The organism is Pseudomonas nitroreducens (assembly GCF_024170165.1).
GTDB lineage: Bacteria > Pseudomonadota > Gammaproteobacteria > Pseudomonadales > Pseudomonadaceae > Pseudomonas > Pseudomonas nitroreducens_C.
The window spans coordinates 125,181-150,639 of the sequence record NZ_JALJXP010000008.1 but is presented as its reverse complement, the minus strand read 5'-3'; the positions used below and the strand labels follow the sequence as shown (position 1 = coordinate 150,639).

General features: G+C 66.4%; 20 protein-coding genes and 1 pseudogene. 10 read left to right on the top strand and 11 right to left on the bottom strand.

Annotated features, from left to right (window positions below; genetic code table 11):
* Nucleotides 1-206: 206 nt before the first annotated feature.
* Nucleotides 207-4,409 (top strand): EAL domain-containing protein, encoded by a 4,203-nt coding sequence (locus J2T47_RS17555; protein WP_437180991.1) that lies wholly within the window; start codon nucleotides 207-209, stop codon nucleotides 4,407-4,409.
* 193 nt (nucleotides 4,410-4,602) lie between these two features.
* A complete protein-coding gene (gene glyA, locus J2T47_RS17550; RefSeq protein ID WP_024763060.1) occupies nucleotides 4,603-5,856 on the top strand; it encodes a serine hydroxymethyltransferase in 1,254 nt (417 codons plus the stop codon).
* 316 nt (nucleotides 5,857-6,172) lie between these two features.
* Here glyA and J2T47_RS17545 read toward each other — a convergent pair whose 3' ends face one another.
* Complete coding sequence (locus J2T47_RS17545) at nucleotides 6,173-6,679, bottom strand: SecDF P1 head subdomain-containing protein (RefSeq protein WP_253449351.1); 507 nt, start codon at nucleotides 6,677-6,679, stop codon at nucleotides 6,173-6,175.
* Nucleotides 6,680-6,970: 291 nt separating this feature from the next.
* Between J2T47_RS17545 and J2T47_RS17540 the strand changes: the two genes are divergently transcribed.
* From J2T47_RS17540 to J2T47_RS17530, 3 genes are all read left to right on the top strand, one after another.
* Complete coding sequence (locus tag J2T47_RS17540; RefSeq protein WP_253449349.1) at nucleotides 6,971-8,266, top strand: NCS2 family permease; 1,296 nt, start codon at nucleotides 6,971-6,973, stop codon at nucleotides 8,264-8,266.
* A gap of 121 nt (nucleotides 8,267-8,387) precedes the next feature.
* Entirely contained in the window at nucleotides 8,388-9,473 is a 1,086-nt protein-coding gene (trmA, locus tag J2T47_RS17535) for a tRNA (uridine(54)-C5)-methyltransferase TrmA (protein WP_253449347.1), read from the top strand.
* A 90-nt stretch (nucleotides 9,474-9,563) separates the two neighbouring features.
* Nucleotides 9,564-10,061, top strand: a complete 498-nt coding sequence (locus tag J2T47_RS17530; protein ID WP_253449345.1) for a DUF4136 domain-containing protein — start codon at nucleotides 9,564-9,566, stop codon at nucleotides 10,059-10,061.
* 3 nt (nucleotides 10,062-10,064) lie between these two features.
* On the opposite strand, the gene J2T47_RS17525 is transcribed toward J2T47_RS17530, so the two are convergent.
* The 3 genes from J2T47_RS17525 to J2T47_RS17515 form a co-directional block, all read right to left on the bottom strand.
* Nucleotides 10,065-10,367 carry a DUF1883 domain-containing protein gene (locus J2T47_RS17525; protein ID WP_017521653.1) on the bottom strand — a complete coding sequence of 101 codons (303 nt, stop codon included), beginning with the start codon at nucleotides 10,365-10,367 and terminating at the stop codon, nucleotides 10,065-10,067.
* A gap of 103 nt (nucleotides 10,368-10,470) precedes the next feature.
* The gene (locus tag J2T47_RS17520; RefSeq protein WP_253449343.1) at nucleotides 10,471-10,809 is read right to left on the bottom strand and encodes a hypothetical protein; all 339 of its coding nucleotides are present in this window, start codon (nucleotides 10,807-10,809) and stop codon (nucleotides 10,471-10,473) included.
* Nucleotides 10,810-10,973: 164 nt separating this feature from the next.
* Nucleotides 10,974-11,432 (bottom strand): DUF4345 family protein, encoded by a 459-nt coding sequence (locus J2T47_RS17515; RefSeq protein ID WP_253449341.1) that lies wholly within the window; start codon nucleotides 11,430-11,432, stop codon nucleotides 10,974-10,976.
* Between the two features lie 184 nt (nucleotides 11,433-11,616).
* Between J2T47_RS17515 and J2T47_RS17510 the strand changes: the two are divergent.
* Nucleotides 11,617-12,068: pseudogene (locus J2T47_RS17510) on the top strand (DUF411 domain-containing protein).
* Nucleotides 12,069-12,242: 174 nt separating this feature from the next.
* Here the strand turns inward: J2T47_RS17510 and alaC are convergent.
* Nucleotides 12,243-13,460, bottom strand: coding sequence for an alanine transaminase (gene alaC / locus J2T47_RS17505; protein ID WP_253449337.1), 1,218 nt, complete (start codon nucleotides 13,458-13,460; stop codon nucleotides 12,243-12,245).
* 172 nt (nucleotides 13,461-13,632) lie between these two features.
* Here alaC and J2T47_RS17500 point away from each other — a divergent pair, with 172 nt between their 5' ends.
* Together J2T47_RS17500 and ypfJ are read left to right on the top strand one after the other, a co-directional pair.
* Nucleotides 13,633-14,493 (top strand): PhzF family phenazine biosynthesis protein, encoded by an 861-nt coding sequence (locus J2T47_RS17500; RefSeq protein ID WP_253449336.1) that lies wholly within the window; start codon nucleotides 13,633-13,635, stop codon nucleotides 14,491-14,493.
* Between the two features lie 67 nt (nucleotides 14,494-14,560).
* On the top strand, nucleotides 14,561-15,463 hold the full coding sequence (gene ypfJ / locus J2T47_RS17495) for a KPN_02809 family neutral zinc metallopeptidase (protein ID WP_253449333.1): 903 nt from the start codon (nucleotides 14,561-14,563) through the stop codon (nucleotides 15,461-15,463).
* A gap of 115 nt (nucleotides 15,464-15,578) precedes the next feature.
* On the opposite strand, the gene J2T47_RS17490 is transcribed toward ypfJ, so the two are convergent.
* Entirely contained in the window at nucleotides 15,579-16,013 is a 435-nt protein-coding gene (locus tag J2T47_RS17490) for a response regulator (RefSeq protein ID WP_253449331.1), read from the bottom strand.
* Nucleotides 16,014-16,190: 177 nt separating this feature from the next.
* Nucleotides 16,191-18,086, bottom strand: a complete 1,896-nt coding sequence (locus J2T47_RS17485; protein WP_253449328.1) for a propionyl-CoA synthetase — start codon at nucleotides 18,084-18,086, stop codon at nucleotides 16,191-16,193.
* A 292-nt stretch (nucleotides 18,087-18,378) separates the two neighbouring features.
* Between J2T47_RS17485 and J2T47_RS17480 the strand changes: the two genes are divergently transcribed.
* Nucleotides 18,379-18,558, top strand: coding sequence for a hypothetical protein (locus tag J2T47_RS17480; RefSeq protein ID WP_253449326.1), 180 nt, complete (start codon nucleotides 18,379-18,381; stop codon nucleotides 18,556-18,558).
* Here the strand turns inward: J2T47_RS17480 and J2T47_RS17475 are convergent, their stop codons facing one another.
* The 3 genes from J2T47_RS17475 to J2T47_RS17465 all read right to left on the bottom strand — a co-directional run bounded on the left by J2T47_RS17475 (nucleotide 18,559) and on the right by J2T47_RS17465 (nucleotide 24,295).
* Nucleotides 18,559-19,734, bottom strand: a complete 1,176-nt coding sequence (locus tag J2T47_RS17475; protein ID WP_253449324.1) for a multidrug effflux MFS transporter — start codon at nucleotides 19,732-19,734, stop codon at nucleotides 18,559-18,561. It lies immediately after the preceding gene.
* Between the two features lie 211 nt (nucleotides 19,735-19,945).
* On the bottom strand, nucleotides 19,946-23,098 hold the full coding sequence (locus J2T47_RS17470) for an efflux RND transporter permease subunit (protein WP_367399508.1): 3,153 nt from the start codon (nucleotides 23,096-23,098) through the stop codon (nucleotides 19,946-19,948).
* Nucleotides 23,099-23,110: 12 nt separating this feature from the next.
* A complete protein-coding gene (locus J2T47_RS17465) occupies nucleotides 23,111-24,295 on the bottom strand; it encodes an efflux RND transporter periplasmic adaptor subunit (protein ID WP_253449322.1) in 1,185 nt (394 codons plus the stop codon).
* A 156-nt stretch (nucleotides 24,296-24,451) separates the two neighbouring features.
* On the opposite strand from J2T47_RS17465, the gene J2T47_RS17460 reads away from it, so the two are divergent.
* Complete coding sequence (locus J2T47_RS17460) at nucleotides 24,452-25,084, top strand: TetR family transcriptional regulator (RefSeq protein WP_045217146.1); 633 nt, start codon at nucleotides 24,452-24,454, stop codon at nucleotides 25,082-25,084.
* A gap of 36 nt (nucleotides 25,085-25,120) precedes the next feature.
* On the opposite strand, the gene J2T47_RS17455 is transcribed toward J2T47_RS17460, so the two are convergent.
* Nucleotides 25,121-25,318 carry a heavy-metal-associated domain-containing protein gene (locus tag J2T47_RS17455; protein WP_081517296.1) on the bottom strand — a complete coding sequence of 66 codons (198 nt, stop codon included), beginning with the start codon at nucleotides 25,316-25,318 and terminating at the stop codon, nucleotides 25,121-25,123.
* Nucleotides 25,319-25,459: the final 141 nt, after the last annotated feature.

The window sequence follows — 25,459 nt, the reverse complement described above, 5'->3', positions numbered from 1 at the left end:
TTTATGCAACCCACACCACGCGCGCGTGCGGCAAAGCTACCGGAATGAGTCAGGAAGGGCAAACGACGCTCGTCGGCCATACTGGCACTTAGCCGCCTTTCCGGGCATCCTAGCCCGCGCCGAATTCAGTCGTATCGCCCCAGGTCCTCAAGTCCTTGTCTATTTTCCCCCGCACCCCTCCGGACGCCCTGGCCAGGCCAGCCCGCGTGGCGACCCGGACCGCGCTGGTACTGCTGGTGCTGTTCATGCTCGCCCTACTGGGCTGGCAGCTGCACCAGGAGTTCCGCAGCCAGGAGCGCTTCGAGCGCGAGCGGGTGGTGCTGCACGGCGAACAGATGGCCCAGCGGATTTCCCTGACCCTGGAGCTCAAGGCCGTGGCGGCCCAGGCCCTGCTGCAGCAGGAACAGGACCGCGCCGCGGGCGATGCCCACGCGCCGCTGATCGCCGGCCTGAAGCACATCTACCCATCCTTCCACAGCCTGGTGCGGCTCGACGCCAGCGGGTTGCCCGTGCGCGACTCCGCCAGCGGCATCAAGGACGCGGCGTTCATCGAGGCCCTGCGCCAGCGCAGCGCGCAGCAGAGCTATCACTATGCCTTCAGCGAAGAGAACGGCGGCCATTTCTATGTCTGGCTGAAGGCCACCGAGGCGGGCGAAGGCGACAGCATCCTGCGCCTCGACGAGAAGATCGCCCGGCGGGGCTGGGCCGCGCAGATCCGCCCGGAGTCGCCGGACTGGATCCTGGTCGACGACGTCCAGCAGAAGGTCCTCGGCCGCTCCAGCGGCTATCGCCCCGGCCCGCTGTCCGCCGCCTCGCCGCTGGAACAAGCGCAGAGCCTGGACGGCCTGGACATCCAGAACACCGACTGGCAGCTGCACCCGCAGTTCGACGACCGGCAGATCCGCGCCACCCTGCTGCCGCGCCTGGGCGGCGAACTGGCACTGCTGCTGGTGCTGGCCGGTGTCGCCTGCGCCGCCCTGCTGCGCCTGCAGCGCGAGCAGCAGAACCTGCGCGCGCTGACCGTGGAATCGCAGCAGAGCCTGCGCCAGGCTGCGCAGGCCCTGGGCGCGATCGACGAACGGGTGCTGGTGACCCGCGCCGACGGTCGCCTCGCCTACCTCAACCCGCAGGCCGAACAACTGTTCGGCATCACCGCCGACAAGGCCGGCGAGCATCACCTGCTGGAGCTGCTGCCCGGCCTGGGCGGCCTGCTCAATGGCAGCGATCCCTCGGCCGACAATGGCTCCGAGCTGGTGCGCGTCAACCATATAGGCCAGGCCCGGCTGTTCGCCGTCAGCCACCACTCCCTGGACGACAGTCCGCTGTCGCCGGAGCAGACCTGGGTGCTGCGCGGCAACCTGCCTCAGGGCGGGCAGGTCTGGGTGCTGCGCGACGTCACCGAGGAACAGCAGGCGCTGCACATCCTCGAAGAAACCCGTCGGCGCTACCAGGACATCTTCGATGGGGTCGGCGTCGCCCTCTGCGTGCTCGACCTCTCCGCCCTGCGCCAGAGCCTGGTGGACCTCAACCTGCGCCGCCAGAGCGACCTGCGCGAATGGCTCGCCTCGCAGCCCGAGCGCCTGCCCTGGCTGCTGCGCCAGGTGCGCATCACCGAGATCAACAACGTCGCCAAGCGCCTGATGGGCGTGGGCACCACCGAGCAGGCCTGGCAGATTCTCATCGGCAGCGCCGGCATGCGTCCGGACGGCGTACGCAGCAAGGTGCTCGAAGCCGTGTTGCACGGTCATGGCATGGTCGAGCTGGAGGCCTGCATCCATACCCGCCAGGGCGAGCAGCGCCACCTGTGGCTGCAGTTGCGCGTACCGGAGATGATCCAGGACTTCCACGCCGTCACCCTGAGCCTCTCGGACATCACCAGCCGCAAGCAGGTCGAGCTGTCGCTGATCGAGCGCGAGAAGTTCTGGTCCGATGCGGTGCGTGCGGTGCCGGACACCCTGTACATTCACGATATCGCTGCACGCCGGGTGATCTTCAGCAACCACAACCTCGGTCACCAGCTCGGCTACGACAATGACGAGCTGCGCGAGATGGGCGAGCGCTTCTGGGAGAAGGTGCTGCACCCGGACGACGTCGAATACTACTGGCGCGTGCGCAACCTGCAGCAGGTGGTCGGCGACGGCCTGCTGCTGGACAGCCAGTTGCGCTGGCGCCACCGCGACGGCAGCTGGCACTGGTTCGACATCCGCGAGCAGGCCTTCACCCGCGACGCCTCCGGCCGCGTGGCGCGGCTGATCGGCGTGGCCAAGGACATCACCGACACCGTCGAGGCGCACAACTCCCTGCGCGAGAGCGGTCGCCGCTACCGCATGCTCGCCGAGAGCATCAGCGACGTGATCCTCTCCACCGACGCCCAGGTCAAGCTCAACTACCTCAGCCCGTCGATCCACCAGGTGCTCGGCTACAGCCCCGAGTGGGTGCTGGCCAACGGCTTCCAGCAGGTGGCCGCCAACCCGGCGCAACTGGAGCGCCTGGATGAACTGCTGAACCGGGTGCAGGGCGCCATTGGCGAGCCCAAGCGCCTGGCCGAACTGCGCGAGGGCGCCGAGCCGCAGCTGTTCAGCCTCGACTGCCTGCACGCCGACGGCCACAAGATTCCCGTGGAGCTGCGCATCGCCCTGATGTGGGACGACCACGGCCGCTTCGAAGGCCTGCTCGGCGTCGCCCGCGACGTCAGCCAGCAGCGCCGTGCCGAGCGCGAGATGCGCATGGCGGCGACAGTCTTCGAGCACTCCACGGCGGCGATCATGGTCACCGACCCGGCCGGCTACATCGTGCAGATCAACGACTCCTTCAGTCGTCTCACCGGCTACTCCGACCGGGAAGTGCTGGACCAGCTGCCACGCCTGCTCACCGCCGACCGCCAGGAAGCCAACCAGCTCAAGCACGTGATGGAAAGCCTGCTCAAGAGCGGCAGCTGGGAAGGCGAGATCCTGCAGAAGCGCAAGAGCGGCGAGCTGTACCCGAGCTGGGTCGGCATCACCGCGGTACACGACGAGGAAGGCGACCTGGTCAGCTTCGTCTGCTTCTTCAGCGACATCAGCGAGCGCAAGGCCAGCGAGCGGCGCATCCACCGCCTGGCCTACTACGACGCCCTGACCCACCTGCCCAACCGCACGCTGTTCCAGGACCGCCTGCACACTGCGCTGCTGCAGGCCGAAAGGCACCAGCAGTGGGTGGTGCTGATGTTCCTCGACCTCGACCGTTTCAAGCCGATCAACGACTCCCTCGGCCATGCCGCGGGCGACCGCATGCTCAAGGAAGTAGCCGAGCGCCTGAGCCATTGCGTCAGCGATAACGACACCGTGGCGCGCATGGGCGGCGATGAGTTCACCCTGCTGCTGCCCGGCCAGAAGGACCGCGAGAAGGCGCTGCGGCAGGCGATCCAGGTCGCCGAGCAGATTCTCTCCAGCCTCGCCCGCCCCTTCACCCTGGAAGGCCGCGAATTCTTCGTCACCGCCAGCATCGGTGTGGCGCTCTCGCCGCAGGACGGCGCCGAGCTCAGCCAACTGATGAAGAACGCCGACACGGCGATGTACCACGCCAAGGAAATGGGCAAGAACAACTTCCAGTTCTACCAGGCCGAGATGAACGCCCGCGCCCTGGAACGCCTGGAACTGGAAAGCGACCTGCGCCGCGCCATCGAGCTGCACGAGTTCGTCCTGCACTACCAGCCGCAGTTCACAGGCGACGGCCGCCGCCTGACCGGTGCCGAGGCGCTGCTGCGCTGGCAGCATCCCAAGCGCGGGCTGATCCCGCCGGCGGAGTTCATCCCCGTGCTGGAAGAGCTCGGCCTGGTTGCCCAGGTCGGCGACTGGCTGCTCGAGCAGGCCTGCCTGCAACTGCGCGCCTGGCACCGCGACAAGGTGCGGGTGCCGAAGATTTCGGTGAACCTCTCGGCCCGGCAGTTCGCCGACGGCCAGCTGGGCGAGCGCATCGCCGGCATCCTCGAGGACACCGGCATCGCCCCCGCGTGCCTGGAGCTGGAACTGACCGAAAGCATCCTGATGAGCGACGTTTCCCAGGCGATGCAGATACTTCAGGGCCTGAAACGCCTGGGCCTGGCGATTGCGGTGGACGACTTCGGCACCGGCTACTCCTCGCTCAACTACCTCAAGCAGTTCCCCATCGACGTGCTGAAGATCGACCGCAGCTTCGTCGACGGCCTGCCCCACGGCGAGCAGGACGCGCAGATCGCCCGCGCCATCATCGCCATGGCCCACAGCCTGAACCTGATGGTGATTGCCGAGGGCGTGGAGAGCCACGAGCAGCTGGAGTTCCTGCGCGAACACGGCTGCGACGAAGTGCAGGGCTTCCTCTTCGGCCGCCCGGTGCCGCCTGACCAGTTCGCCGCGCTGTTCGCCAGCAACGCGCTGTTCCTTCTGGGCTGATCGCGCATCCGCGCGATGCCTGGCCATGCGTAGGAGCGGTCTGCCGTCGGTGCCAAACCGCTCTCAATTCCACGCACCTCCTGGCCTTGAGCCCCGCTTGTCAGCCACATGACCGCCTTTCATGTGCCAGCACCGGCGCCTTGGGTTAGAATGCGCGCCTTTCCCCCAGCACCCGATCCTTAAGAGGACCGCCATGTTCAGCCGTGATTTGACCCTCGCCCGCTACGATGCCGAACTCTTCGCCGCGATGGAGCAGGAAGCCCAGCGCCAGGAAGAGCACATCGAGCTCATCGCCTCCGAGAACTACACCAGCCCGGCGGTGATGGAAGCCCAGGGTTCGGTGCTGACCAACAAGTACGCCGAAGGCTACCCGGGCAAGCGCTACTACGGTGGTTGCGAGTACGTCGACGTCGTCGAGCAGCTGGCCATCGACCGCGCCAAAGAGCTGTTCGGCGCCGACTACGCCAACGTCCAGCCGCACGCCGGCTCCCAGGCCAACGCGGCCGTCTACCTGGCCCTGCTGTCGGCCGGTGACACCATCCTGGGCATGAGCCTGGCCCACGGCGGTCACCTGACCCACGGCGCCAGCGTTTCCTCCTCCGGCAAGCTGTACAACGCCGTGCAGTACGGCATCACCGACGCCGGCCTGATCGACTACGACGAAGTCGAACGCCTGGCCGTCGAGCACAAGCCGAAGATGATCGTCGCCGGCTTCTCCGCCTACTCCCAGGTCCTGGACTTCGCCCGCTTCCGCGCCATCGCCGACAAGGTCGGTGCCTACCTGTTCGTCGACATGGCCCACGTGGCCGGTCTGGTCGCCGCTGGCGTCTACCCGAACCCGGTACCGTTCGCCGACGTGGTCACCACCACCACCCACAAGACCCTGCGCGGCCCGCGCGGCGGCCTGATCCTCGCTCGCAAGAACGAAGAGATCGAGAAGAAGCTGAACTCCGCTGTCTTCCCGGGTGCCCAGGGTGGCCCGCTGGAGCACGTGATCGCCGCCAAGGCCGTGTGCTTCAAGGAAGCCCTGCAGCCCGAGTTCAAGGCCTACCAGCAGCAGGTCCTGAAGAACGCCCAGACCATGGCCAGCGTGTTCATCGAGCGCGGCTTCGACGTGGTGTCCGGCGGTACCCAGAACCACCTGTTCCTGCTGTCCCTGATCAAGCAGGACATCACCGGTAAGGACGCCGACGCCGCCCTGGGTCGTGCCTTCATCACCGTGAACAAGAACAGCGTGCCGAACGACCCGCGTTCCCCGTTCGTCACCTCCGGCCTGCGCATCGGCACCCCTGCCGTGACCACCCGCGGCTTCAAGGAAGCCGAGTGCCGCGAGCTGGCCGGCTGGATCTGCGACATCCTGACCAACATGGGCGACGAGTCCGTGGTGGACGGCGTGCGCGAGAAGGTCAAGGCCATCTGCGCCAAGTTCCCGGTCTACGGCGCCTAAGCCGAACCGGCGAACCGCGAAACGAAAGAGCCCGGCAGATGCCGGGCTTTTTCATGGGCGTCCCACCAGGAAGGCGGGCCAAACCTGTAGGAGCGAGGGGGACGCCATCGTTATTGCTCGCGAACGGATTCCAACCCAGCGCCTGTGATGTTCGGTTCGCGAGCAAGCTCGCTCCTACGAAAAGCATTCCGTGCCGATATTGGATCGTAGGGCGCATAACGCGCCAGCGTTATCCGCCGCCGGGTAAGCGGCGGATAACCTGTTCCAGGTTATTCGCCCTACGAAGAGCCACCTTTCTCAAGCCCCTATAAAGAAGCTACGGCTGCCCGCCGGACTCCTGCTCCGGCTGCACCGGCACATCCCGCAGCTCGTTGAGCCGGTGCACCAGCGTCTGGGCTTCCGCCTGGCTGGCGAAGCCCTTGAGCATCACCTGGCCATCGCTCACCACCCGCGTCACCTTGGGCAGCAGCCGCAGCTGCCCGTCAATGACTACCGCCAGGGCCTTGCCCTGCTCTTCCTGGGTCAGTTTCGCCAGACGCTGGCTGGCGTCGGGGGTGAACAGCACGCGGACTGCCGGCTTGCCATCGGCCACACTGGCCAGCTCGGCCCGCTGCACATCCTGCTGGGTCAGCGCCGGGCGGGTCGTCACCAGCACAGCCTTGCCCTGCGGATCGGCCAGGGTGCGGGTGCTGGCCGTGGGCTTTTCGGCCACGGCGTGGACGTCGAAGGTGTGCTGCGGCGCCGAAGGCGGCGCACCGGCACAGGCCCCCAGCAAAGAGGCGCCCAACAATGAGGCAAGGAGGATCGGAATAGAGCGTTTCATCGACTGCGAATCAGACAGGAAGGCCCGGTCGGGCCAGGGTTAGAGCCAAGGTCATGAAGTGTCAGACCACCCCCAGCGCACAAGTTGCACTCCCTTGGTCGGCGCCCGCGTCTAAGCTTGCAGACGAACGGATGCTGGCGGTCCGGTCAGAAATTCTCCGGTCAAGGGCAAGCTGGTATCATGCGCGCCTTTTTGCCGGTCACAAGAAAAGGCGCACGGCCCACCTGGGCATGCACCTTGCTTTTCCCGGCCAGAACGATAACGGCGCAAGAGCGTCACGGGGAGCCAAACATGCTGGAAAAGCTGTTCCAACTCAAGGCACACAACACCAATGTGCGCACCGAGATCCTGGCGGGTATCACTACCTTCCTGACCATGGCCTACATCCTTTTCGTCAACCCGAGCATCCTCGGCGAGACGGGCATGGATAAGGGCGCGATCTTCGTCGCCACCTGCCTGGCCGCCGCCATCGGCTCGGCAGTGATGGGCCTGATCGCCAACTACCCGATCGCCCTGGCTCCCGGCATGGGCCTGAACGCCTTCTTCACCTACACCGTGGTCCTGCACATGGGCCATACCTGGCAGGTGGCCCTCGGCGCGGTGTTCCTCTCCGCGTGCATGTTCTTCATCATTTCGATCTTCCGCATCCGCGAATGGATCATCAACAGCATCCCGCTGGCGCTGCGCTCGGCGATAGCCGCCGGCATCGGCCTGTTCCTCGCGCTGATCGCGCTGAAGGAGTCGGGCATCGTCGTCGCCAACCAGGCCACCCTGGTGGGCATGGGCGACCTGGCCAAGCCCGCTCCGCTGCTGGCGATCCTCGGCTTCATCCTGATCGTCGCCCTGGAAGCCCGCCGCGTGACCGGCGCGGTGATGATCGGCATCCTGGTGGTGACCTTCATCTCCATCGCCATCGGCGTCTCCCAGTTCGGTGGCGTGGTGTCGATGCCGCCGTCCCTGGCTCCGACCTTCCTGCAGCTGGATATCAAGGGCGCGCTGGACATCGGCCTGTTCAGCGTGATCTTCGCCTTCCTCTTCGTCGACCTGTTCGACAACTCCGGCACCCTGATCGGCGTCGCCAAGCGCGCCGGTCTGATGGGCAAGGACGGGCACATGCCGAAGATGGGCCGTGCGCTGATCGCCGACAGCTCCGCCGCCATGGTCGGTTCGCTGCTGGGCACCTCCACCACCACCAGCTACATCGAGTCGGCAGCGGGCGTTTCCGCCGGCGGCCGCACCGGCCTGACCGCCATCGTGGTCGCCGTGCTGTTCCTGCTGGCGCTGTTCTTCGCCCCGCTGGCGGGCAACGTACCGGCCTTCGCCACCGCGCCGGCACTGTTCTTCGTCGCCGTTCTGATGGCTTCGGGCCTGGCCGAGATCGACTGGGACGACCTGACCGTCGCCGCTCCGGTGGTGGTGACCGCGCTGGCCATGCCGCTGACCTTCTCCATCGCCAACGGCATCGCCTTCGGCTTCATCACCTGGACCGCCTGCAAGCTGCTCTCCGGCCGCTTCCGCGAGCTGAACCCGGCGCTGATCATTCTGTCGATTCTCTTCGTGATCAAGCTGGGCTGGTTCAACGCCTGACCTTTCCTTTCGCGGCACGGACATCGCTGCGCTCCGCTCCTGCCAGTGACACTGGCGTAGGATGGCGTGGAGCGCAGCGATACCCATCACCGGCCGCCGACCCAAACGAGTTACCCGCCCCATGAGCAGTCCGCGTTTCGATCCCGCCCAATACGACAGCCAGCTGGCCCACAAGGCCGCGCGCCTGCGCGAGCTGCTGGCGCCCTTCGCCGCGCCGGAGCCGGAGGTGTTCGATTCGCCTCGCGAGCATTACCGCCTGCGTGCCGAGTTCCGCCTGTGGCGCGAGGGCGAGGCACGCCACTACGCGATGTTCGAGCAGGGCGACAAGCACACGCCGATCCTCATTGAAGAATTCCCCATCGCCAGCCAGCGCATCAACGAGCTGATGCCGCGCCTGAAGGCCGCCTGGGCCGAGCCGACGCTGGGCCACAAGCTGTTCCAGGTGGAGTTCCTCACCACCCTGGCGGGCGACGCCATGATCACCCTCTGCTACCACCGCCCAGTGGACGCGGCCTGGCAGGCCGCCGCCGAGAAGCTGGCTGCCGAACTTGGCGTGAGCATCGTCGGCCGCTCGCGCGGCAAGCGCCTCGTCGTCGGCCGTGACTATGTCAGCGAAGAACTGAGCGTCGCCGGCCGTACCTTCCGCTACCGCCAGCCGGAGGGCGCCTTCACCCAGCCCAACGGCGAGGTCTGCCAGAAGATGCTCAACTGGGCGTACGAAGCCCTGGGCCAGCGCGACGACGACCTGCTGGAGCTGTACTGCGGCAACGGCAACTTCACCCTGCCGCTGGCCACCCGCGTGCGCAAGGTACTGGCCACGGAGATCAGCAAGACCTCGGTGAACGCTGCCCTGGCCAACCTCGCCGACAACGCCTTGGACAACGTCACCCTGGTGCGCCTCTCCGCCGAGGAGCTGACCCAGGCGCTGAATGACGTGCGCCCGTTCCGCCGCCTGGCCGATGTCGACCTGAAGTCCTACGCGTTCGGCAGCGTATTCGTCGACCCGCCGCGCGCCGGCATGGACCCGGATACCTGCGAGCTGACCCGGCGCTTCGACAACATCCTGTACATCTCCTGCAACCCGGAGACCCTGGCGCAGAACATCGCCCAGCTGCACGACACCCACCAGGTGAGCCGCTGCGCCCTGTTCGACCAGTTCCCCTACACGCACCACATGGAAGCCGGCGTGCTGCTGACCCGCCGCTGAACCCATGCCTTGCCGCCGCCCAACCAAGGGTTGGGCGGCGCGCCGGCACCCGGCGGCTACGCTTGCGGGACAACGACAAGAGGCACGTCCATGTCCCGCCTGATCCTTCCCCTGCTCTGCCTGCTGCTGGCCGCCTGCGCCGGCAGTGATCCCGCCAGCATCAGCGTCTCGCCCGCCGCCAACGGCCGGCAAACCACCTTCTTCGTCCAGGCCGTGCGCGCCCAGGGCCACCGCGAGGACCTGGAAGACCGTTTCGATCTCGCCGTGCGCCGCGCGCTGGAAGCCAAGGGCTATCGCTATCAGGAAAATTCGGGGGAACTGCGGGTGATCTATGCCGTCGGCCTGGAAAGCCAGACCGGCGTCATCCAGCGCCCAGTGGCGACCAGCTCCGGGGTGATGACCCAGACGCAGATCACTGACCAGGAACAGGCGCGCCTGGCGCTGCAGATTCTCGATGAGGCGAGCGGCACGCTGCTCTATCAGGCGCAGGTGGCGCGCCAGCTGCACGATCCGAAGATCACCCAGCAGGCCGTGGACGAAGGCATCGCCCGCCTGCTCAAGGACTTCCCCGCGCAGGCGGGGAACTGAGGATCAGCTGTAGTTCGACGGCGACTTGCGCACGAACTTGATGCTGTACTTGAAGTCGGCCTTGCGCGTGACACTGATCGCACGGCGGGTGACGGTGTCGATGGTGATGTTCCAGTTGCCGGTGCTGGGCACCTTGATCTTGGCCGGGAACCGGTCGAACGCACCGCCGTGGTAGACGTGGCGCCCGCCATTCTTGAAGCTGCGGAAGGCGGCATCGGTCATCAGGCGGATGTTGCAGGTCATGGAGCACTCGATGACGACCAGGTCGCCTTCATTCAGGTGCTCACGTTGATGTACGAACTTCATGCTGGCTCCGCCTTGCTTCTACCGCGAAATCAATACGATAGCACGACAGCGGGGGCGCCTTCGCCTGGCCGTGGCATTCCATGGCGCCCGCTCATCGGCGGCGCTACAGCGGCTTGAGCCGGTCGCCGCTGACGCTCACCTGCTGGCCAACCTCGAATCTGGCATTCGGCGAGCGCACGGTGTGCTCGTGACCCTGGGCGTCGCGCACGACATAGGCATGCCCGCTGCTGCCCGTCGCCTCCTGCGCCTCGGCGCCACCCAGGGCACCGATCCCGGCACCGACCAGCGCACCAATCGGCCCGCCCAGCGCGCCGCCCAGCAGCACGCCGGAGCCGGCACCAAAACCACCGCCGACAGTATTGTCGGGCACTTCGGAAACGATTTCGTCCGCCAGGGCCGACGCACAGAGCAGCAGGCTGCACAACGCAATGACTTCACGCATGGGTTTCTCCACTCACTGAATCTGGAAAGGGCAACTTGACCATTCCAGGATTCATGCCAGGTAGAAACTCGTTTTATTTCAATGCGTTAAAAATAAAAGAGGTATAAATGACCGCCATAGAATGCGGTCTGAATGACTGCAATAAAGGTACAAACGACCCGACATCACAGACCTTCGAAGTCCGCCTTGCGCTCCTCCGGCTCTTCCGGTTCGCGCACCACCACCGCACGATGGCGCGACTGCCGCTCGAGCCAGTAGAGGGCGACGATCGCCAGCGCCGAGATCACCCCGCGGTAGACCACACCGGCCAGTTGCGCATCCCACTCCATGCCGCCCTCTGTCCAGGCAATCAGCAGGCGCGACAGGGTCAGTGTCAGTTGCACCAGGATCACCAGGATCAGCGCCGGCCGTACCAGCAGCCGACGACGCAGGGCAAAGACGAGGAACAGGGCAAGGGCGAACTGGTGGCCGCCATAGAAGACGCGGGCGTCGCTCACCGACGACGGCTCCATCAGCAGCATGCCGCTGAGGTTGGCCATCTCATAGGGGCGAATCCAGTAGAGCAGTCCCAGACCACCCCAGACCAGAGCCTGAACCAGCAGGACGAGACGGGCGAAGAGCATCCGATTTCTCCTTGGCCATGCAGCCATTGCCGAGCGTCCTGACCTGCGACCGGGAGTCGCGGACGCACCACCGATCAGCTAGAGACCCCGCACGGCACGGCAAGTTCGGGCGAGCGCGTCATATGGGGAAACAAACGCCGGGTGGGGGCTGAAGACGCTCGGGAGTATGCTCGGTCGCGTTCGTATCCCGAGGTTCCAACCATGCGCACCCTGCTTCTGCTCACCGCCCTTGTCGCCGGCGCCGCCCAGGCCGCCGAGCCGCTGACCATCGACGTGCACCGCGATGCCAACTGCAGTTGCTGCAAGGACTGGATCAAGCACCTGGAAGGCAACGGCTTCACCGTCAACGACCACGTCGAGGCGGACATGAGTGCAGTGAAGACCAAACTCGGCGTCCCTTACAGCTTAGGCTCGTGCCATACCGGCGTGATCGACGGCAAGTTCGTCGAGGGCCACGTGCCGGCGGCGGACGTCCTCAAGCTGCGCGAGCGTGCGGACCTGATCGGCGCCGCCGTGCCGGGCATGCCGGTGGGCTCGCCGGGCATGGAGATGGGCGACCGGCATGACGCCTACCAGGTGGTCGGGCTGAACAAGACCGGCCAGCGCGAAGTGCTGGCGGACTACCCCGCTCACTGACCTGACATCGAGGCACTCCCTCACCCCTGAAAGCTGGTGGAGGTGGGATGGGGCTTCCGGCGCGCGGGGCACTCTCCAGGTTCCCGCGCGACATGGCTCCGCGAGCACGACGGGGTGAGGGACTCCAAAAGAAAAGGGCGACCATCGGGTCGCCCTTTTTCATTCATGCGGCGGTCACTCGGCCTTGGCCGGCAGCAGGCCATCGGCGCGGAACATCGCCTTGATCCCGCGTACGGCCTGGCGCAGGCGGTCACGGTTCTCGATCAGTGCGAAACGCACATGATCGTCGCCGTAGTCACCGAAGCCGATGCCCGGCGACACCGAGACCTTGGCGTCCTTGAGCAGCTTCTTGGCGAACTCCAGCGAGCCCAGGTGCGCGTAGGCCGGCGGGATCTTCGCCCAGATGTACATCGAGGCCTTGGGGTTCTCCACCATCCAGCCGGCCTCGTGCAGACCTTTCACCAGCACGTCGCGGCGCTTCTGATACTGCTCGGCGATATCGCGCACGCACTGCTGATCGCCCTCCAGCGCGGCGATGGCCGCCACCTGCAGGGGGGTGAAGGTGCCGTAGTCGTGGTAGCTCTTGATCCGCGCCAGCGCCGAGACCAGCTCCGGGTTGCCGACCATGAAGCCGATGCGCCAGCCGGCCATGTTGTAGCTCTTGGACAGGGTGAAGAATTCCACCGCGATGTCCTTGGCGCCGGGCACCTGCATGATCGACGGCGCCTTCCAGCCATCGAAGGTGATGTCCGCGTAGGCCAGGTCGTGCACCACCAGCACGTCGTAACGCTTGGCGAGGTCGACCACGCGCTCGAAGAAGTCCAGCTCCACGCACTGCGCGGTGGGGTTGGAGGGGAAACCGAGGATCATCATCTTCGGCTTGGGGATCGATTCGCGGATCGCCCGCTCCAGCTCGTTGAAGAAGTCGATCCCCGGCACCAGCGGCACCGAGCGCACCTGGGCACCGGCAATCACCGCGCCATAGATGTGGATCGGGTAGCTGGGGTTGGGCACCAGGATGGTGTCGCCGTGATCCAGGGTGGCGAGCATCAGGTGTGCCAGGCCTTCCTTGGAGCCGATGGTGACGATGGCCTCGGATTCCGGGTCGATCTCGACCTCGTAGCGGTCGCGGTACCAGTGCGAGATAGCCCGGCGCAGGCGCGGGATGCCACGGGACGTGGAGTAGCCGTGGGTGTCTTCGCGCTGGGCGACCTGGCAGAGTTTCTCGACGATATGCGGCGGCGTGGCCCCGTCCGGGTTGCCCATGGACAGGTCGATGATGTCCTCGCCACGGCGGCGGGCGGCCATCTTCAGTTCGGCGGTGATATTGAAAACGTAAGGCGGCAGGCGATCGATGCGCGCAAAGCGACGAGCTGAACGGGGTTCAGTCATGGTGTCCTCTGATGAACGTAGGCGCCCGGAACCGTCCGAGCGACGCCGGCCACTGCGGTGGCCTGGAAAGCGCGGCGCTGTGACCTGCGCTTTCTTGTCGGCGAACATATAGCTCGCTAGGCTGGCTGTCGAGTTTTTCTTTGCACCGCTCAAGGGCGGCATCTGGAGGCCCATGTCCGCGCAACAGTACTGGCAGCTCGACGTCTTCGCCGAGCAACCGCTCACCGGCAACGGCCTGGCGGTCTTCCCCGACGCCCGTGGCATCCCCGCCCCGACCCTGCTGGCGCTGACCCAGGAGCTGCGCCAGTTCGAGTCGATCTTCCTGTTCCCGTCCGCCTCGCTGGACACCTACTCGGCGCGCATCTTCACCGTCGACGAGGAACTGCCGTTCGCCGGCCACCCGGTGCTGGGCGCCGCCGCGCTGCTGCACCACCTGCACCAGCGCGGCGAGGAGGAACACTGGACGCTGGACCTGCCGGCCAAATCAGTGAAGGTCGCCACCCGCCGTCGCGGCGCCGGCTTCCACGCCGAGATGAACCAGGGCGCCGCCGACTTCGGCACGGTGCTCGACGATGACGCGCGGCGCTGGTTCGCCGAGGCCTTCTCGCTGAGCGTCGGCGACCTCGCCGACTACCCCGCCGCCGTGGTCAGCACCGGTCTGCCCTACCTGCTCCTGCCGGTGCGCGGCGAAGCCCTGGAGCGCGTGCGCCAGCGCACGGACCTGACAACCGAGCTGGCCAAACTCAACGCCGCCTTCGTTTTCGTGCTGGATGTGGATAATCGCGAGGGCCGCACCTGGGACGGCGCCGGGATCATCGAGGACGTTGCCACCGGCAGTGCCGCCGGCCCCGTTGCCGCCTACCTGGTGGAGCTGGGCAAGGCACGCCGTGGCGAGCTGTTCCAGCTGGCCCAGGGCCGCTTCGTCGGTCGCCCCAGCCGGCTCGACGTGCAGGTCGGTCAGGACGATGAGGTCCGCGTCGGCGGCGACGTGCAACTCCTCGCCCGCGCCGAACTGCTGCACCGTTTCGCCTGACGACCGGGCTGGCGGCCAGCCCCACTCAAGACAACACTGAAACCACCTGTTCGATGGAGATGCCGCCATGCAATGGCGCAAAGGACGACGCAGCGACAACGTAGTGGATGCCCGCGATGAAACCGGCAGCAGCATGGGCGGTGGCGGCGGCATGCGCATCGGCGGCCGCGGCCTGAGCCTGGGCGGCGTGGCCATCGTGGTGGTGATCGGCCTGCTCTCCGGGCAGGACCCGATGACCATCCTCGGCTCGCTGCTCGGCCAGATGGACGTCTCCCAGCAGCAGGCGCCGGCGCGGCCGACACAAGGCAAGCCGGCCACCGGCAACGATCCGCAGGTGGACTTCGTCCGCTCGATCCTCGGCGACACCGAGGACACCTGGGGCGAAATCTTCGCCCGTAGCAACCAGCAGTACGAGCAGCCCAAGCTGATCCTGTTCAACGGCGGAGTGAACTCAGCCTGCGGCTTCGCCTCCTCGGCGGTCGGCCCGTTCTACTGCCCCGGCGACCACCGGGTGTACCTCGACCTCGGCTTCTTCCGCGAGATGGAACAGAAGTTCTCCGCCGCCGGCGACTTCGCCCAGGCTTATGTGATCGCCCACGAAGTCGGCCACCACGTGCAGAACCTGCTGGGCATCTCCGCGAAGATCAACGCCGCCCGCCAGCGCGGCGCACGCATGGAAGGCGCCAACGGCCTTTCGGTGCGTCAGGAACTTCAGGCCGACTGCTTCGCCGGCGTCTGGGCCAATCACGCCCAGCAGCGCCTGAACTGGCTGGAGCCGGGCGACGTGGAAGAGGCGTTGAACGCCGCCAACGCCATCGGCGACGACCACCTGCAGCGCCAGGCGCGCGGCACGGTGATGCCCGATTCCTTCACCCACGGGTCCTCCGCGCAGCGCGTGCGCTGGTTCAAGATCGGCTTCGAGAGCGGCGCGCCGGGCAAGTGCGACACTTTCAAGGCGCAGACGCTGTAATTGCCCAGCCGGGGGCGCGAGCAATAACGATGGCGCCCCCTCGCTCCCACAGTGCCCCTGCGCCGGAGCGCTCTTCGCAGGTGCAAGATGGCTCGCGAACGTCCGTAGCGCGGCCCTACAGGTAACGGCCCAGCAGATCCAGGAAGTAAGCCGGGTCCACCGGTGTGGCCAGAAAATCCAGCACGTTCAGCGACGCTGTCGCGAACCCATCGCGCAGATCCCCCTGCCCGGAGAGCACGATGATCGGCAGGAAAGTGCCGACGCTGCCAAGCTCGCGCAGCAGGTCCAGCCCGCCGCCTTCGCGCCCGACACGCAGTCCGATGACCAGCAGGTCTATACCGGCCTCATCGCGTCGAATGCGCCGCAGCGCCTCCTGCGCCGTACTCGCCGTCACGCAACGCAGCCTGGCCCTCTCGATCAGGCCGCGGACTCGCACGAGCGCCGCGCGGTCGTCATCGACCAGCAACACCACCGGCTGGCGCAGCACCCGCGCGTTGACTTCGCGCAAGGCTTCGAGCTCCTCGGCGTCGAGCAGGAGGCTAGGGTTCATCAATGCAAGGCACCGATAGAGGCCAGATGCCATTATCTTAGCCAACAGCCTGTCTTTGCTCCTGCCCGTCCAAGGTTGGGCGATGTACGGCATAGGGCCGGCTGAGCGCGCGCATAAAAAAGGGCCGCAACGAGTGCGGCCCTGGAAATACGCCGGCAACGCCGGCGTCGTGGGATATCAGCCGGCCTTGGCCAGCCCGGCCTGGCCCAGGCGCTCGGCAATCTCGCCGAGGATCGCCGGGTCATCGATGGTGGACGGCGGCGCGTAGCTCTCGCCGTCGGCGATCTTGCGCAGCACGGCGCGGAGGATCTTGCCCGAGCGGGTCTTGGGCAGGCGTTTCACCACCACCGCGCGCTGGAAACAGGCCAGGGCGCCGATGCGCTCGCGCACCAAAGCCACCAGCTCGCGCTGCAGGTTGGCCTCGGTCACCTGCGCGCCGTCCTTGAGCACCACCATCCCCAGCGGCACGTGCCCCTTGAGATCGTCCTGCACGGCGATCACCGCGCACTCGGCGACGGCCTCGTGCAGCGCCAGCAGCTCCTCCATTTCGCCGGTGGAAAGCCGGTGGCCGGAGACGTTGATCACGTCGTCGGTGCGCCCCATGATGTAGACGAAACCCTCCTCGTCCACATAGCCGCCGTCGCCGGTGTGGTAGTAACCGGGATAGGTCTTCAGGTACGCCTGCAGGTAGCGCGGATGGTCGTTCCACAGCGTCTGCGCACAGCCAGGCGGCAGCGGCAGGGCAATCACGATGGAGCCCTGCTCGTTCGGCCCGAGCAGCCGGCCCTCATCGTCCACCACCTGCACGTGGTACCCGGGCACCGCGCGATTGGTGGAGCCCGCGCGCAGGTCGTGGTCGCCCAGGCCGGTGCAGGGCGCGGTCACCGGCCAACCGGTCTCGGTCTGCCACCAATGGTCGTGCACCGGCTTGCCGGTGAGTTCCTCCAGCCAGTGCTGGGTGCTGCTGTCGAGCTTTTCGCCGGCCAGGAACAGGTGGCGCAGCGAGCTCAGGTCGTAGCGTTCGAGCAGCTCGCCCCGGGGGTCTTCCTTGCGGATCGCGCGGATCGCCGTGGGCGCGCAGAACAGGCTGTTGACCTTGTGCTCCTGGATCACCCGCCAGTAGCTGCCGGCATCGGGCGTGCGCACCGGCTTGCCCTCGTAGAACACCGTGGTGCAGCCATTCATCAGCGGCCCATAGACGATCAGCGAGTGGCCGACCACCCAGCCGACGTCGGAAACGCCCCACCAGACATCCCCCGGTTGCAGGCCGAAGATGGCCGGCAGTGCATAGCTCAGCGCTACCGCGTGGCCGCCGTTGTCGCGCACGATGCCCTTGGGTTTCCCGGTGGTGCCGGAGGTGTACATGATGTACAGCGGGTCGCCGCTGGCGACTTCCACCGGCTCGGCCGGTTGCGCGTGGACCAGGGTTTCGCGCCAGTCCAGGTCGCGGCCGGGCTCAAGCTCCGCCATCGCCTGCGGGCGCTGCAGCACCAGTACGTGAGCCGGCTTGTGAGTGGCCAGTTCCAGGGCCTTGTCCACCAGCGGCTTGTATTCGATCACCCGCTCGAACTCCAGGCCGCAGGAGGCGGTGAGCACCAGCTTGGGCCTGGCATCGTCGATGCGCAGCGCCAGCTCGTGGGGCGCGAAGCCGCCGAACACCACCGAGTGCACGGCGCCTAATCGGGCACAGGCGAGCATGGCCATGGCCGCCTGGGGCACCATCGGCATGTAGATGATCACCCCGTCGCCCTTCTCCACCCCCAGCGCGCGCAGGGCGCCAGCCAGGCGCGCGACTTCATCGCGCAGCTCCAGGTAGCTGAAGCGCTGCTGGGTATGGGTCACGGGGGAGTCGTAGATCAGCGCGGCCTGGTTGCCGCGGCCGAGTTCGATCTGCCGGTCGAGGGCAAGGTAGCAGGTGTTCAGGCGGCCATCGGCAAACCAGCGGTGGCTGCCGTCGGGCAGCTCCTGCAGGGTATCCTGCGGCGCGCGGTACCAGGCCACGCGGCCGGCCTGCTCGGCCCAGAAGGCGGAAGGGGCCGCGATGGAGCGGTCATGGGACTGCCGGTAGCTCATCGTCACTGCCTCTTATTGTTGTTATCGAGGTCGAACAACGAGTATGGACGGGGATCGCCACACCACCATCAACCTTTGGTCGTAGGCGATTCGCCCAGGCGGGCACGATTGCTTTTCAGGATTTTTCAGCGAAGCGGCAGCGCTCTGGGCGAAGCGCTCTGCAACGGGGACTGAAGGCCGCTTCGGGGGCAGGAGCACCGCATGTCGGCGACCACAGGTCGCACCCGCTACCACCATGTGACAGGACTACACTGAGAGTCCCTTTTCACCTGACAGCACAGGGGTGAGCACCGTGAACATCCTCGTCCGTCCGTCCAGCCTGCGCAAAGACCAGCCGTGGGAAGTCTGCCTCGACCAGCAGGCCGTGGGCTTCCGCAGCGAGCTCGAAGCACGCAGTTTCGTCGCGACCCTCGAAGCCCGCCTGAAGGCCCCGCACCGACTCCCCGAACTGATACAGCGCGTCGCCAGCTGATCAGGCCGCGCGTTCGCTGATCTGCCCGCTCAGCCAGCCGAGCACCGCGGCCACCAGGCCGCAGACGGTGATGACCACTGCCATCGGTAGCGCCGTGCCGTCGTGCAATGCACCGACCAGCGCCGAAGCGCCAGCCGCGACGGTGAACTGCAGGCTGCCCATCAACGCCGAGGCGCTGCCCGCATGGCGGCCCTGGCTGGCCATCGCGCAGGCCGAGGAGTTGGGCAGCAGGAAGCCCAGACTGGCGATGGCACCAAACAGCGGCACCAGCAGCGGCCACAGGTGCTCGGGTCTGGCCAGGGTGATGCCCAGCAGCAGGACGCCGCAAGCGAAGTACACCCACACCGCCCGGCGCAGCCAGAATCCCGGCCCGCGATAGCGCAGCAGCCGCGCGTTGACCTGCGCCATCAGGATGAAGCCCGCCGCGTTGCTGCCGAAGATCCAGCCGTAGTGCTCGGTCGGCACGCCGTAGAGTTCGATGAACACGAAGGGCGAACCGGCGATGTAGGAGAACATCCCGGCGATGGCCACCCCGCCGGTGAGCGCATAGGTAATGAAGGAGCGGTCGCGGAACAGCGCGCGGTACTGCTTCAACGCGCCGCGCAGCGGCGGGCGCGGCCCGCTCGGGATGGTCTCGGGCAGCCACAGCGCGATGGCGCCGCCGGCCAGGGCACTGAACAGCGTCAGGCAATAGAAGATCGACTGCCAGCCGGACAGGCTCAGTAGCAGCCCGCCGCCCAGCGGCGCGAGGATCGGCGCCAGCCCCATCACCAGCATCAGCTGCGAGAAGGCCTTGGCGGCGGCAACCGGGTCGCACAGGTCACGTACCACCGCTCGCGAGATCACCATCCCCGCGCAGCCACCCAGGGCCTGGACGAAGCGCGCGCCAATCAGCCACTCCAGGTTCGGCGCCAGGGCGCACGCGACCGAAGCCAGGGTGAAAATGCTCACGCCCAGCAGCAGCGGAATGCGCCGACCAATACGGTCAGCCAGCGGCCCGTAGAGCAACTGGCCAATGGCAAGGCCGGCAAAGTAGGCCGACAGGCTGAGTTGCACGTGCTCGACGTCGGTACCGAAGGCCTGCGCCAGCGCCGGGAAGCTGGGCAGGTAGAAGTCGATGGCCATGGGCCCGAAGGCGCTGAGGGCGCCGAGGATCAGCAGGATGCGGAGGTTCATGGATCACCTGGTCACACCCGTCCGCCGAAAGGCGGTGGAGACCGCAGGCAGGCAAGCGTGGATATCGGATTGGCGCGCAAGGAAGGTGCGACGAAGCCTTGCATTGTGGCGAGCGCCGGGAAATTAGCAAGCTCCCTAAGCAACTCGCGAAACAAGTCCCGAAACAATGGGAGAAGCGGGTCCGGCCGCGCCGGCCGGACCCGTTGCCACATCAAGCCTCGTGCACGCCCTCTGGCTCGGGCTTGCCCTTCGCCTTACGGCCGCTGAGCTTGTCGGCAGCCGACTCCACCAGCATGTAGAACATCGGGATGAGGAAGGTCGCCAGCAGGGTCGCGGCGAGCATCCCGCCGATCACCCCGGTGCCGATCGAGTGACGGCTCGCGGAGCCGGCGCCGGTGCTGATGGCCAGCGGCACGCAACCCAGGATGAAGGCCAGCGAGGTCATCACGATGGGGCGGAAGCGCAGCTTGGCCGCCTCCAGTGCCGCCTCGACCGGGCCCATGCCCTGCTCCTCGCGGCACATCACGGCGAACTCGATGATCAGGATGGCGTTCTTCGCCGCCAGGCCGATCAGGGTCACCAGGCCGACCTGGAAGTACACGTCGTTGTCCAGCCCGCGCAACCAGATCGCCAGGATCGCCCCGAACACCGCGAACGGCACCGCGGTGACCACGGCCAGCGGCAGGGTCCAGCGCTCGTACTGGGCCGCGAGGATGAGGAACACCAGGATCAGGCCGAAGATGAACGCGGTACTGCCCGAGCCCTGGGTCGCCAGTTCCTGATAGGCCGAGCCGATCCAGGCCAGCGAGTACTCTTCGCCGAGCACCTGGTCGGCCACCTGTTGCATCGCCGCCAGCGCCTGGCCGGAGCTGTAGCCCGGCGCGGGGCCGCCCAGCAGCTTGGCCGCCGGGAACACGTTGAAGCGCGCGTAGGAGTCCGGACCGAGGATGCGCTTGACCGACACCAGGGTGGTCAGCGGTACCAGATCGCCGGTGGAGGAGCGCACGAAGACCTGGCTCAGGTCGTCCGGCTTGCGGCGGAACTCCGGCTCCGACTCCAGGGATACCTGCCAGGTGCGCCCATAGAGGGTGAAGTCGTTGACGTAGTAGCTGCCGAAAGTGGACTGCATGGCAGTGAACACGTCGTTGATCGCCACGCCCAGGGAGCGCGCCTTGGTGCGGTCGAGGTCGACGTAGTACTGCGGCACGTTGGCGTTGAAGGTGGTGTTGACCCCCGCCAGCTCCGGGCGCTTGGCCGCGGCGGCGAGGAACTTCATGGTCACCTCTTCCAGCTGCTCGGAGGTGCCGCCGCTACGGTCCTGGATATACGCCTCGAAACCGCCGGTGGTACTCATGCCGGTGATAGGCGGCGGGTTGAAGGACATCACCACGCCGTCCTCGTGACCGGCGCCCATCTTCATGAACTCACGGGTCAGGTTGCGCGCGTCCAGCTCGGGCGTGGTGCGCTCCTTCCAGTCCTTGAGCGGTACGAAGGACACCCCGGCGTTGCTGCGGGTGCCGTTGGTGAGGATGTCGAAGCCGGCGAAGGTCACCACGTCCTGCACCGCCGGGTGTTTCATCAGCTGGTGGGTCACGTCGTTGGTGAGCTTCTCGGTACGCGTCAGCGAAGCGGCCGGCGGCAGGAAGTAGGCGTTGAGCACGTAACCCTGGTCCTCGTCCGGGACCAGCGAGCCGGGCACCCGGCCGAACAGGATGACCAGCAGGGCGATCATCCCGCCGAACAGGATCAGGCCGAGGGCGGCGCGCTTGAGGAAGAACTGCACCCCGGCGCCATAGCCGTTGGTGATGCGTTCGAAGGTGCGGTTGAACCAGCGGAACGGCGCGGCGGGCTCCTTGTGCTCCTCCTTGAGGATCAGTGCGCAGAGCGCCGGCGACAGGGTCAGAGCGACGATGCCGGAGATCACCACCGACACCGCGATGGTGATCGCGAACTGCTTGTACATCTGGCCGGCCAGTCCGCCGAGGAAGCCGACCGGGATGAACACGGCGCAGAGCACCAGGACGATGGCGACGATCGGCCCCGTCACCTCCTCCATGGCCTTGATCGCCGCTGCCTTCGGGCTGAGCTTCTCGGTGCGCATCACCCGCTCGACGTTTTCCAGCACCACGATGGCGTCGTCCACCACGATGCCGATGGCCAGCACCATGCCGAACAGCGACAACAGGTTGATGGAGAAGCCCATGAGGTACATGCCGGCGAAGGTGCCGACCAGCGACACCGGAATCGCCAGCACCGGGATCAGCGTGGCGCGGATGTTCTGCAGGAAAATGAAGACCACCACCATCACCAGGATCAGCGCCTCGATGAAGGTGTGGATCACCTCCTCGATGGAGACCTTCACGAAGGTGGTGGTGTCGTACGGAATCTTGAAGGCGATGCCCTGCGGGAAACGCTTGGCCATGGTCGCCATGTGGTCGCGCACGGCCTGGGCGGTATCCAGGGCGTTGGCGCCCGGCTGAAGGTAGATGCCGAAGGCGGCGTTCTGCTGGCCGTTGAGCGAGGTCACCAGCGAGTAGTCCTGAGCCCCCAGTTCGACCCGCGCCACATCCTTGAGCAGCAGGCTGGCGCCGGTGGAGTCACTGCGCAGGATGACGTTCTCGAATTCCTTGGGATCGGTGAAGCGCCCCTGGGCCGTGGCCATGTAGGTGAAGTCCTGCGGCTCCTTCATCGGCTGCTGGCCGAAGCTGCCGGCGGCGAACTGCGAGTTCTGCTCGCGGATCGCGTTGACCACGTCGGTGGGCGTCAGGTTGTACTGCGCCAGCTTGTCCGGCCGCAGCCAGACGCGCATGGCGTAGTCCTTGGAGCCGAACTGGCTGACGTCGCCGACGCCGGGAATCCGCTTGAGGTCGTCGATCACGTTGATCAGCGCGTAGTTGCTGATGAAGATCGGGTCGCGGGAGTTGTCCGGCGAGAACAGGGTCACCACCTGCAGGATGTCGGAGGATTTCTTCTCCACCTTCACACCCTGCCGGCGCACCTCCTCGGGCAGCTTGGCGAGCGCCGCCTGCACCTTGTTGTTGACGTCGATGGTGGCCTGGTCGGGGTCGGTGCCCACCTCGAAGTACACGGTCAGGCTCATGGCGCCGCTGGCGTCGGAGTTGGACAGCTGGTAGATCATGCCCTCCACGCCGTTGATTTCCTGCTCCAGCGGAGCGGCCACGGTTTCGGCGATGACCTGGGAACTGGCCCCCGGATAGGACGCGGTCACCGAGACTTCCGGCGGCACGATTTCCGGGTACTGGGCGACGGGCAGGGCACGCATGGCCACCAGGCCGGCGAGCAGGATCACGATGGAGATCACCATCGCGAACACCGGACGTTCGATGAAGAAGCGCGAAATCACGATAGGCGCTCCTTAGGACTGGGTGGAGGCGGTGCCGGCTGCAGCTTCCTGCGCGCCACCTTCCACGGCCTTGACCGGCTGGTCGGGGCGCACCTTGAGGATGCCATCGACTATCACCCGGTCCCCATCGTCCACGCCGGCGTCGATGATCCAGCGGCCATCCACGGTCTTGCTGGTGGTGACCTGGCGCACGCGGGCATAGCTGTCCTTGTCCACCACGTAGACGAAGGTGCCACGCGGGCCCTGGGCCAGTGCGCGTTCGGGCAGGGTCACGGCCTTGCTCTGGGTGATACCGGTGATCAGGATGCGCACGAACTGTCCGGGGATCAGCAGGTTGTGCGGGTTGGGCACCACGGCGCGAGCGTTCACGGTGCCGGTGCCGGTGTTGACGAAGCTGTCGGTGAAGTCGACGACGCCTTCGATGGGGTATTTGCTGCCATCGCCGAAACGCAGCTCGGCGGTCAGCTTGCCGTCCTTGGGCAGGATGTAGCGGCCGCTCTTCACACCGTCGTTCATCTGGGTCGCCTGGGTATCGGGGTAGGCGAAGTTGACGTACACCGGGTCGAGCTGGGTGAGCTTGGTCAGCAGGCTGGAGTTCGGGTCGCTGGCCACCACCAGACTGCCCTCGGAGCGCACTTCCTTGCTTGCCATGCCGGAGATCGGCGCGGTCACCGTGGTGTAGTTGAGGTCGATCTGCTTGGCCTGGACGTTGGCCTGGGCGGCCTCGACATCGGCCTTGGCCTGTTCGAAATCGGAGGTGTAGCGGTCCAGCTCGCTTTCGCTGGCGAAGCCCTTGCGTTGCAGCTCACGAATCCGCTTGAGGTCACGCTCGGTCTGCCGGTAGCGCGCCTGGGTCTGCGCCAGCGAACCCTTGGCCTGGCCCAGCGCGGCCTGGTAGGGGCGCGGATCGATGCGGAACAGCACCTGGCCTTCCTTCACCGGCCGGCCTTCCTCGTAGGTGCGACGCTGCAGGATGCCGCTGACCTGGGCGCGCACTTCCACTTCGCGGTAGCCGGCGGTGCGCGCGGCGTATTCGAAGGTCAGCGGCACCGGGGCGCTCTTGGCCACTTCGACCGTCACTGCCGGGGGCGGAGGCGCTGCCGTGGCCGGTTTGTCCTCGGCCTGGGCCCAGGCAGCGAACAGGACTGGCAACCCAACGACAGCAAGCGCGACGGGCAAACGACGGGCAAACGGCATGTAACCTCTCCATGGAAATGACTGACGGCGGAACCCCAAAAGGACGACGACTGCGTGACTTTTACCTACGCCAGTGTCTGTAAAGCACTGTTAGCGCAATAAAATCAGTAAACTGCCTGTCACCCAGTGATCCTAGCCTGTATACCACCAAGCGCCATGCGAAGAACTAAAGAAGATTCGGAACGAACTCGACAGACGATTCTCGACTCGGCTGAAGGCCTTTTCTTTGCGAAAGGCGTCTCGAATACCAGCCTGGAAGAGATCGCGCGCGCCGCTGGGGTCACCCGCGGAGCGGTGTACTGGCATTTCCAGAATAAGGCGCATCTGTTCAACGACATGCTCAACCAGGTCCGCCTGCCGCCCGAACAACTGGCACAGCGGCTGTCCGGTTGCGACGGTCACGACCCGATCGAGTCGCTGTTCCAGCTCAGCGTGGAAGTGGTCGAGAACCTCGCCCGCGACGAGCAGCGTCGGCGCATCCTCACCATCCTCCTGCAACGCTGCGAGTTCACCGATGAGCTGCGCGACGCCGAGGAGCGCCACAACCAGTTCGTCCGGCAGTTCATCGAGCTTTGCGAGCAGCTGTTCAACCGCGAGGATTGCCGCACGCGGCTGATGCCCGGCGTGACGCCCAAGATTGCCTCGCGCGCGGTACACGCGATGATCTTCGGCCTGCTCAGCGACTGGCTGCGCGACCCAGCCCTGTTCGACCCGCTGCAGGAAACCCGCGAACTGTTCGACGCCGTGTTCCGTGGCCTGGTGCGCGACTGGCACCCGGCGCAGGCTTGAGGGCCGGCAGGACGCCGGCCCGGGAGGAATGAAGCTTCAGGCCGCCTCGGCCTCGTAGCCTTCCTCGCGGATCGCCGCGAGGATTGCGGGCTCGTCCAGTCGGCTGGCGACGCGGACTTCACCGGCGCCCAGGTCGACCTGCACGTCCGCCGCGGCGTCCAGCGCCTGCACCGCCTGGGTGATGGCCCGCACGCAGTGGCCGCAGCTCATGCCTTTGACATTGAAGGTATGCATGGAATCTCTCCTCTGATGGATTGAAGCGTTGGATGCAGTCTCGACCTTGCCACCGTGGCAAGGTCAAGCCTCTCGCGATGCAATCGCCTTGCACTTGTCCTACGTCAGGCTCTCAGCCAAGCTGCGGAAATAGCTGACTCA

Coding starts and splice junctions, on each gene's coding strand:
- J2T47_RS17530 (WP_253449345.1), top strand. CDS start 9,564: ATGTCCCGCCTGATCCTTCCCCTGCTCTGCCTGCTGCTGGCCGCCTGC.
- J2T47_RS17485 (WP_253449328.1), bottom strand. CDS start 18,086: ATGAGCTACCGGCAGTCCCATGACCGCTCCATCGCGGCCCCTTCCGCC.
- trmA (WP_253449347.1), top strand. CDS start 8,388: ATGAGCAGTCCGCGTTTCGATCCCGCCCAATACGACAGCCAGCTGGCC.
- J2T47_RS17490 (WP_253449331.1), bottom strand. CDS start 16,013: ATGAACCCTAGCCTCCTGCTCGACGCCGAGGAGCTCGAAGCCTTGCGC.
- J2T47_RS17465 (WP_253449322.1), bottom strand. CDS start 24,295: ATGCCGTTTGCCCGTCGTTTGCCCGTCGCGCTTGCTGTCGTTGGGTTG.
- J2T47_RS17520 (WP_253449343.1), bottom strand. CDS start 10,809: ATGCGTGAAGTCATTGCGTTGTGCAGCCTGCTGCTCTGTGCGTCGGCC.
- J2T47_RS17500 (WP_253449336.1), top strand. CDS start 13,633: ATGTCCGCGCAACAGTACTGGCAGCTCGACGTCTTCGCCGAGCAACCG.
- J2T47_RS17515 (WP_253449341.1), bottom strand. CDS start 11,432: ATGCTCTTCGCCCGTCTCGTCCTGCTGGTTCAGGCTCTGGTCTGGGGT.
- J2T47_RS17540 (WP_253449349.1), top strand. CDS start 6,971: ATGCTGGAAAAGCTGTTCCAACTCAAGGCACACAACACCAATGTGCGC.
- ypfJ (WP_253449333.1), top strand. CDS start 14,561: ATGCAATGGCGCAAAGGACGACGCAGCGACAACGTAGTGGATGCCCGC.
- alaC (WP_253449337.1), bottom strand. CDS start 13,460: ATGACTGAACCCCGTTCAGCTCGTCGCTTTGCGCGCATCGATCGCCTG.
- J2T47_RS17545 (WP_253449351.1), bottom strand. CDS start 6,679: ATGAAACGCTCTATTCCGATCCTCCTTGCCTCATTGTTGGGCGCCTCT.
- J2T47_RS17455 (WP_081517296.1), bottom strand. CDS start 25,318: ATGCATACCTTCAATGTCAAAGGCATGAGCTGCGGCCACTGCGTGCGG.
- J2T47_RS17475 (WP_253449324.1), bottom strand. CDS start 19,734: ATGAACCTCCGCATCCTGCTGATCCTCGGCGCCCTCAGCGCCTTCGGG.
- J2T47_RS17460 (WP_045217146.1), top strand. CDS start 24,452: ATGCGAAGAACTAAAGAAGATTCGGAACGAACTCGACAGACGATTCTC.
- J2T47_RS17525 (WP_017521653.1), bottom strand. CDS start 10,367: ATGAAGTTCGTACATCAACGTGAGCACCTGAATGAAGGCGACCTGGTC.
- glyA (WP_024763060.1), top strand. CDS start 4,603: ATGTTCAGCCGTGATTTGACCCTCGCCCGCTACGATGCCGAACTCTTC.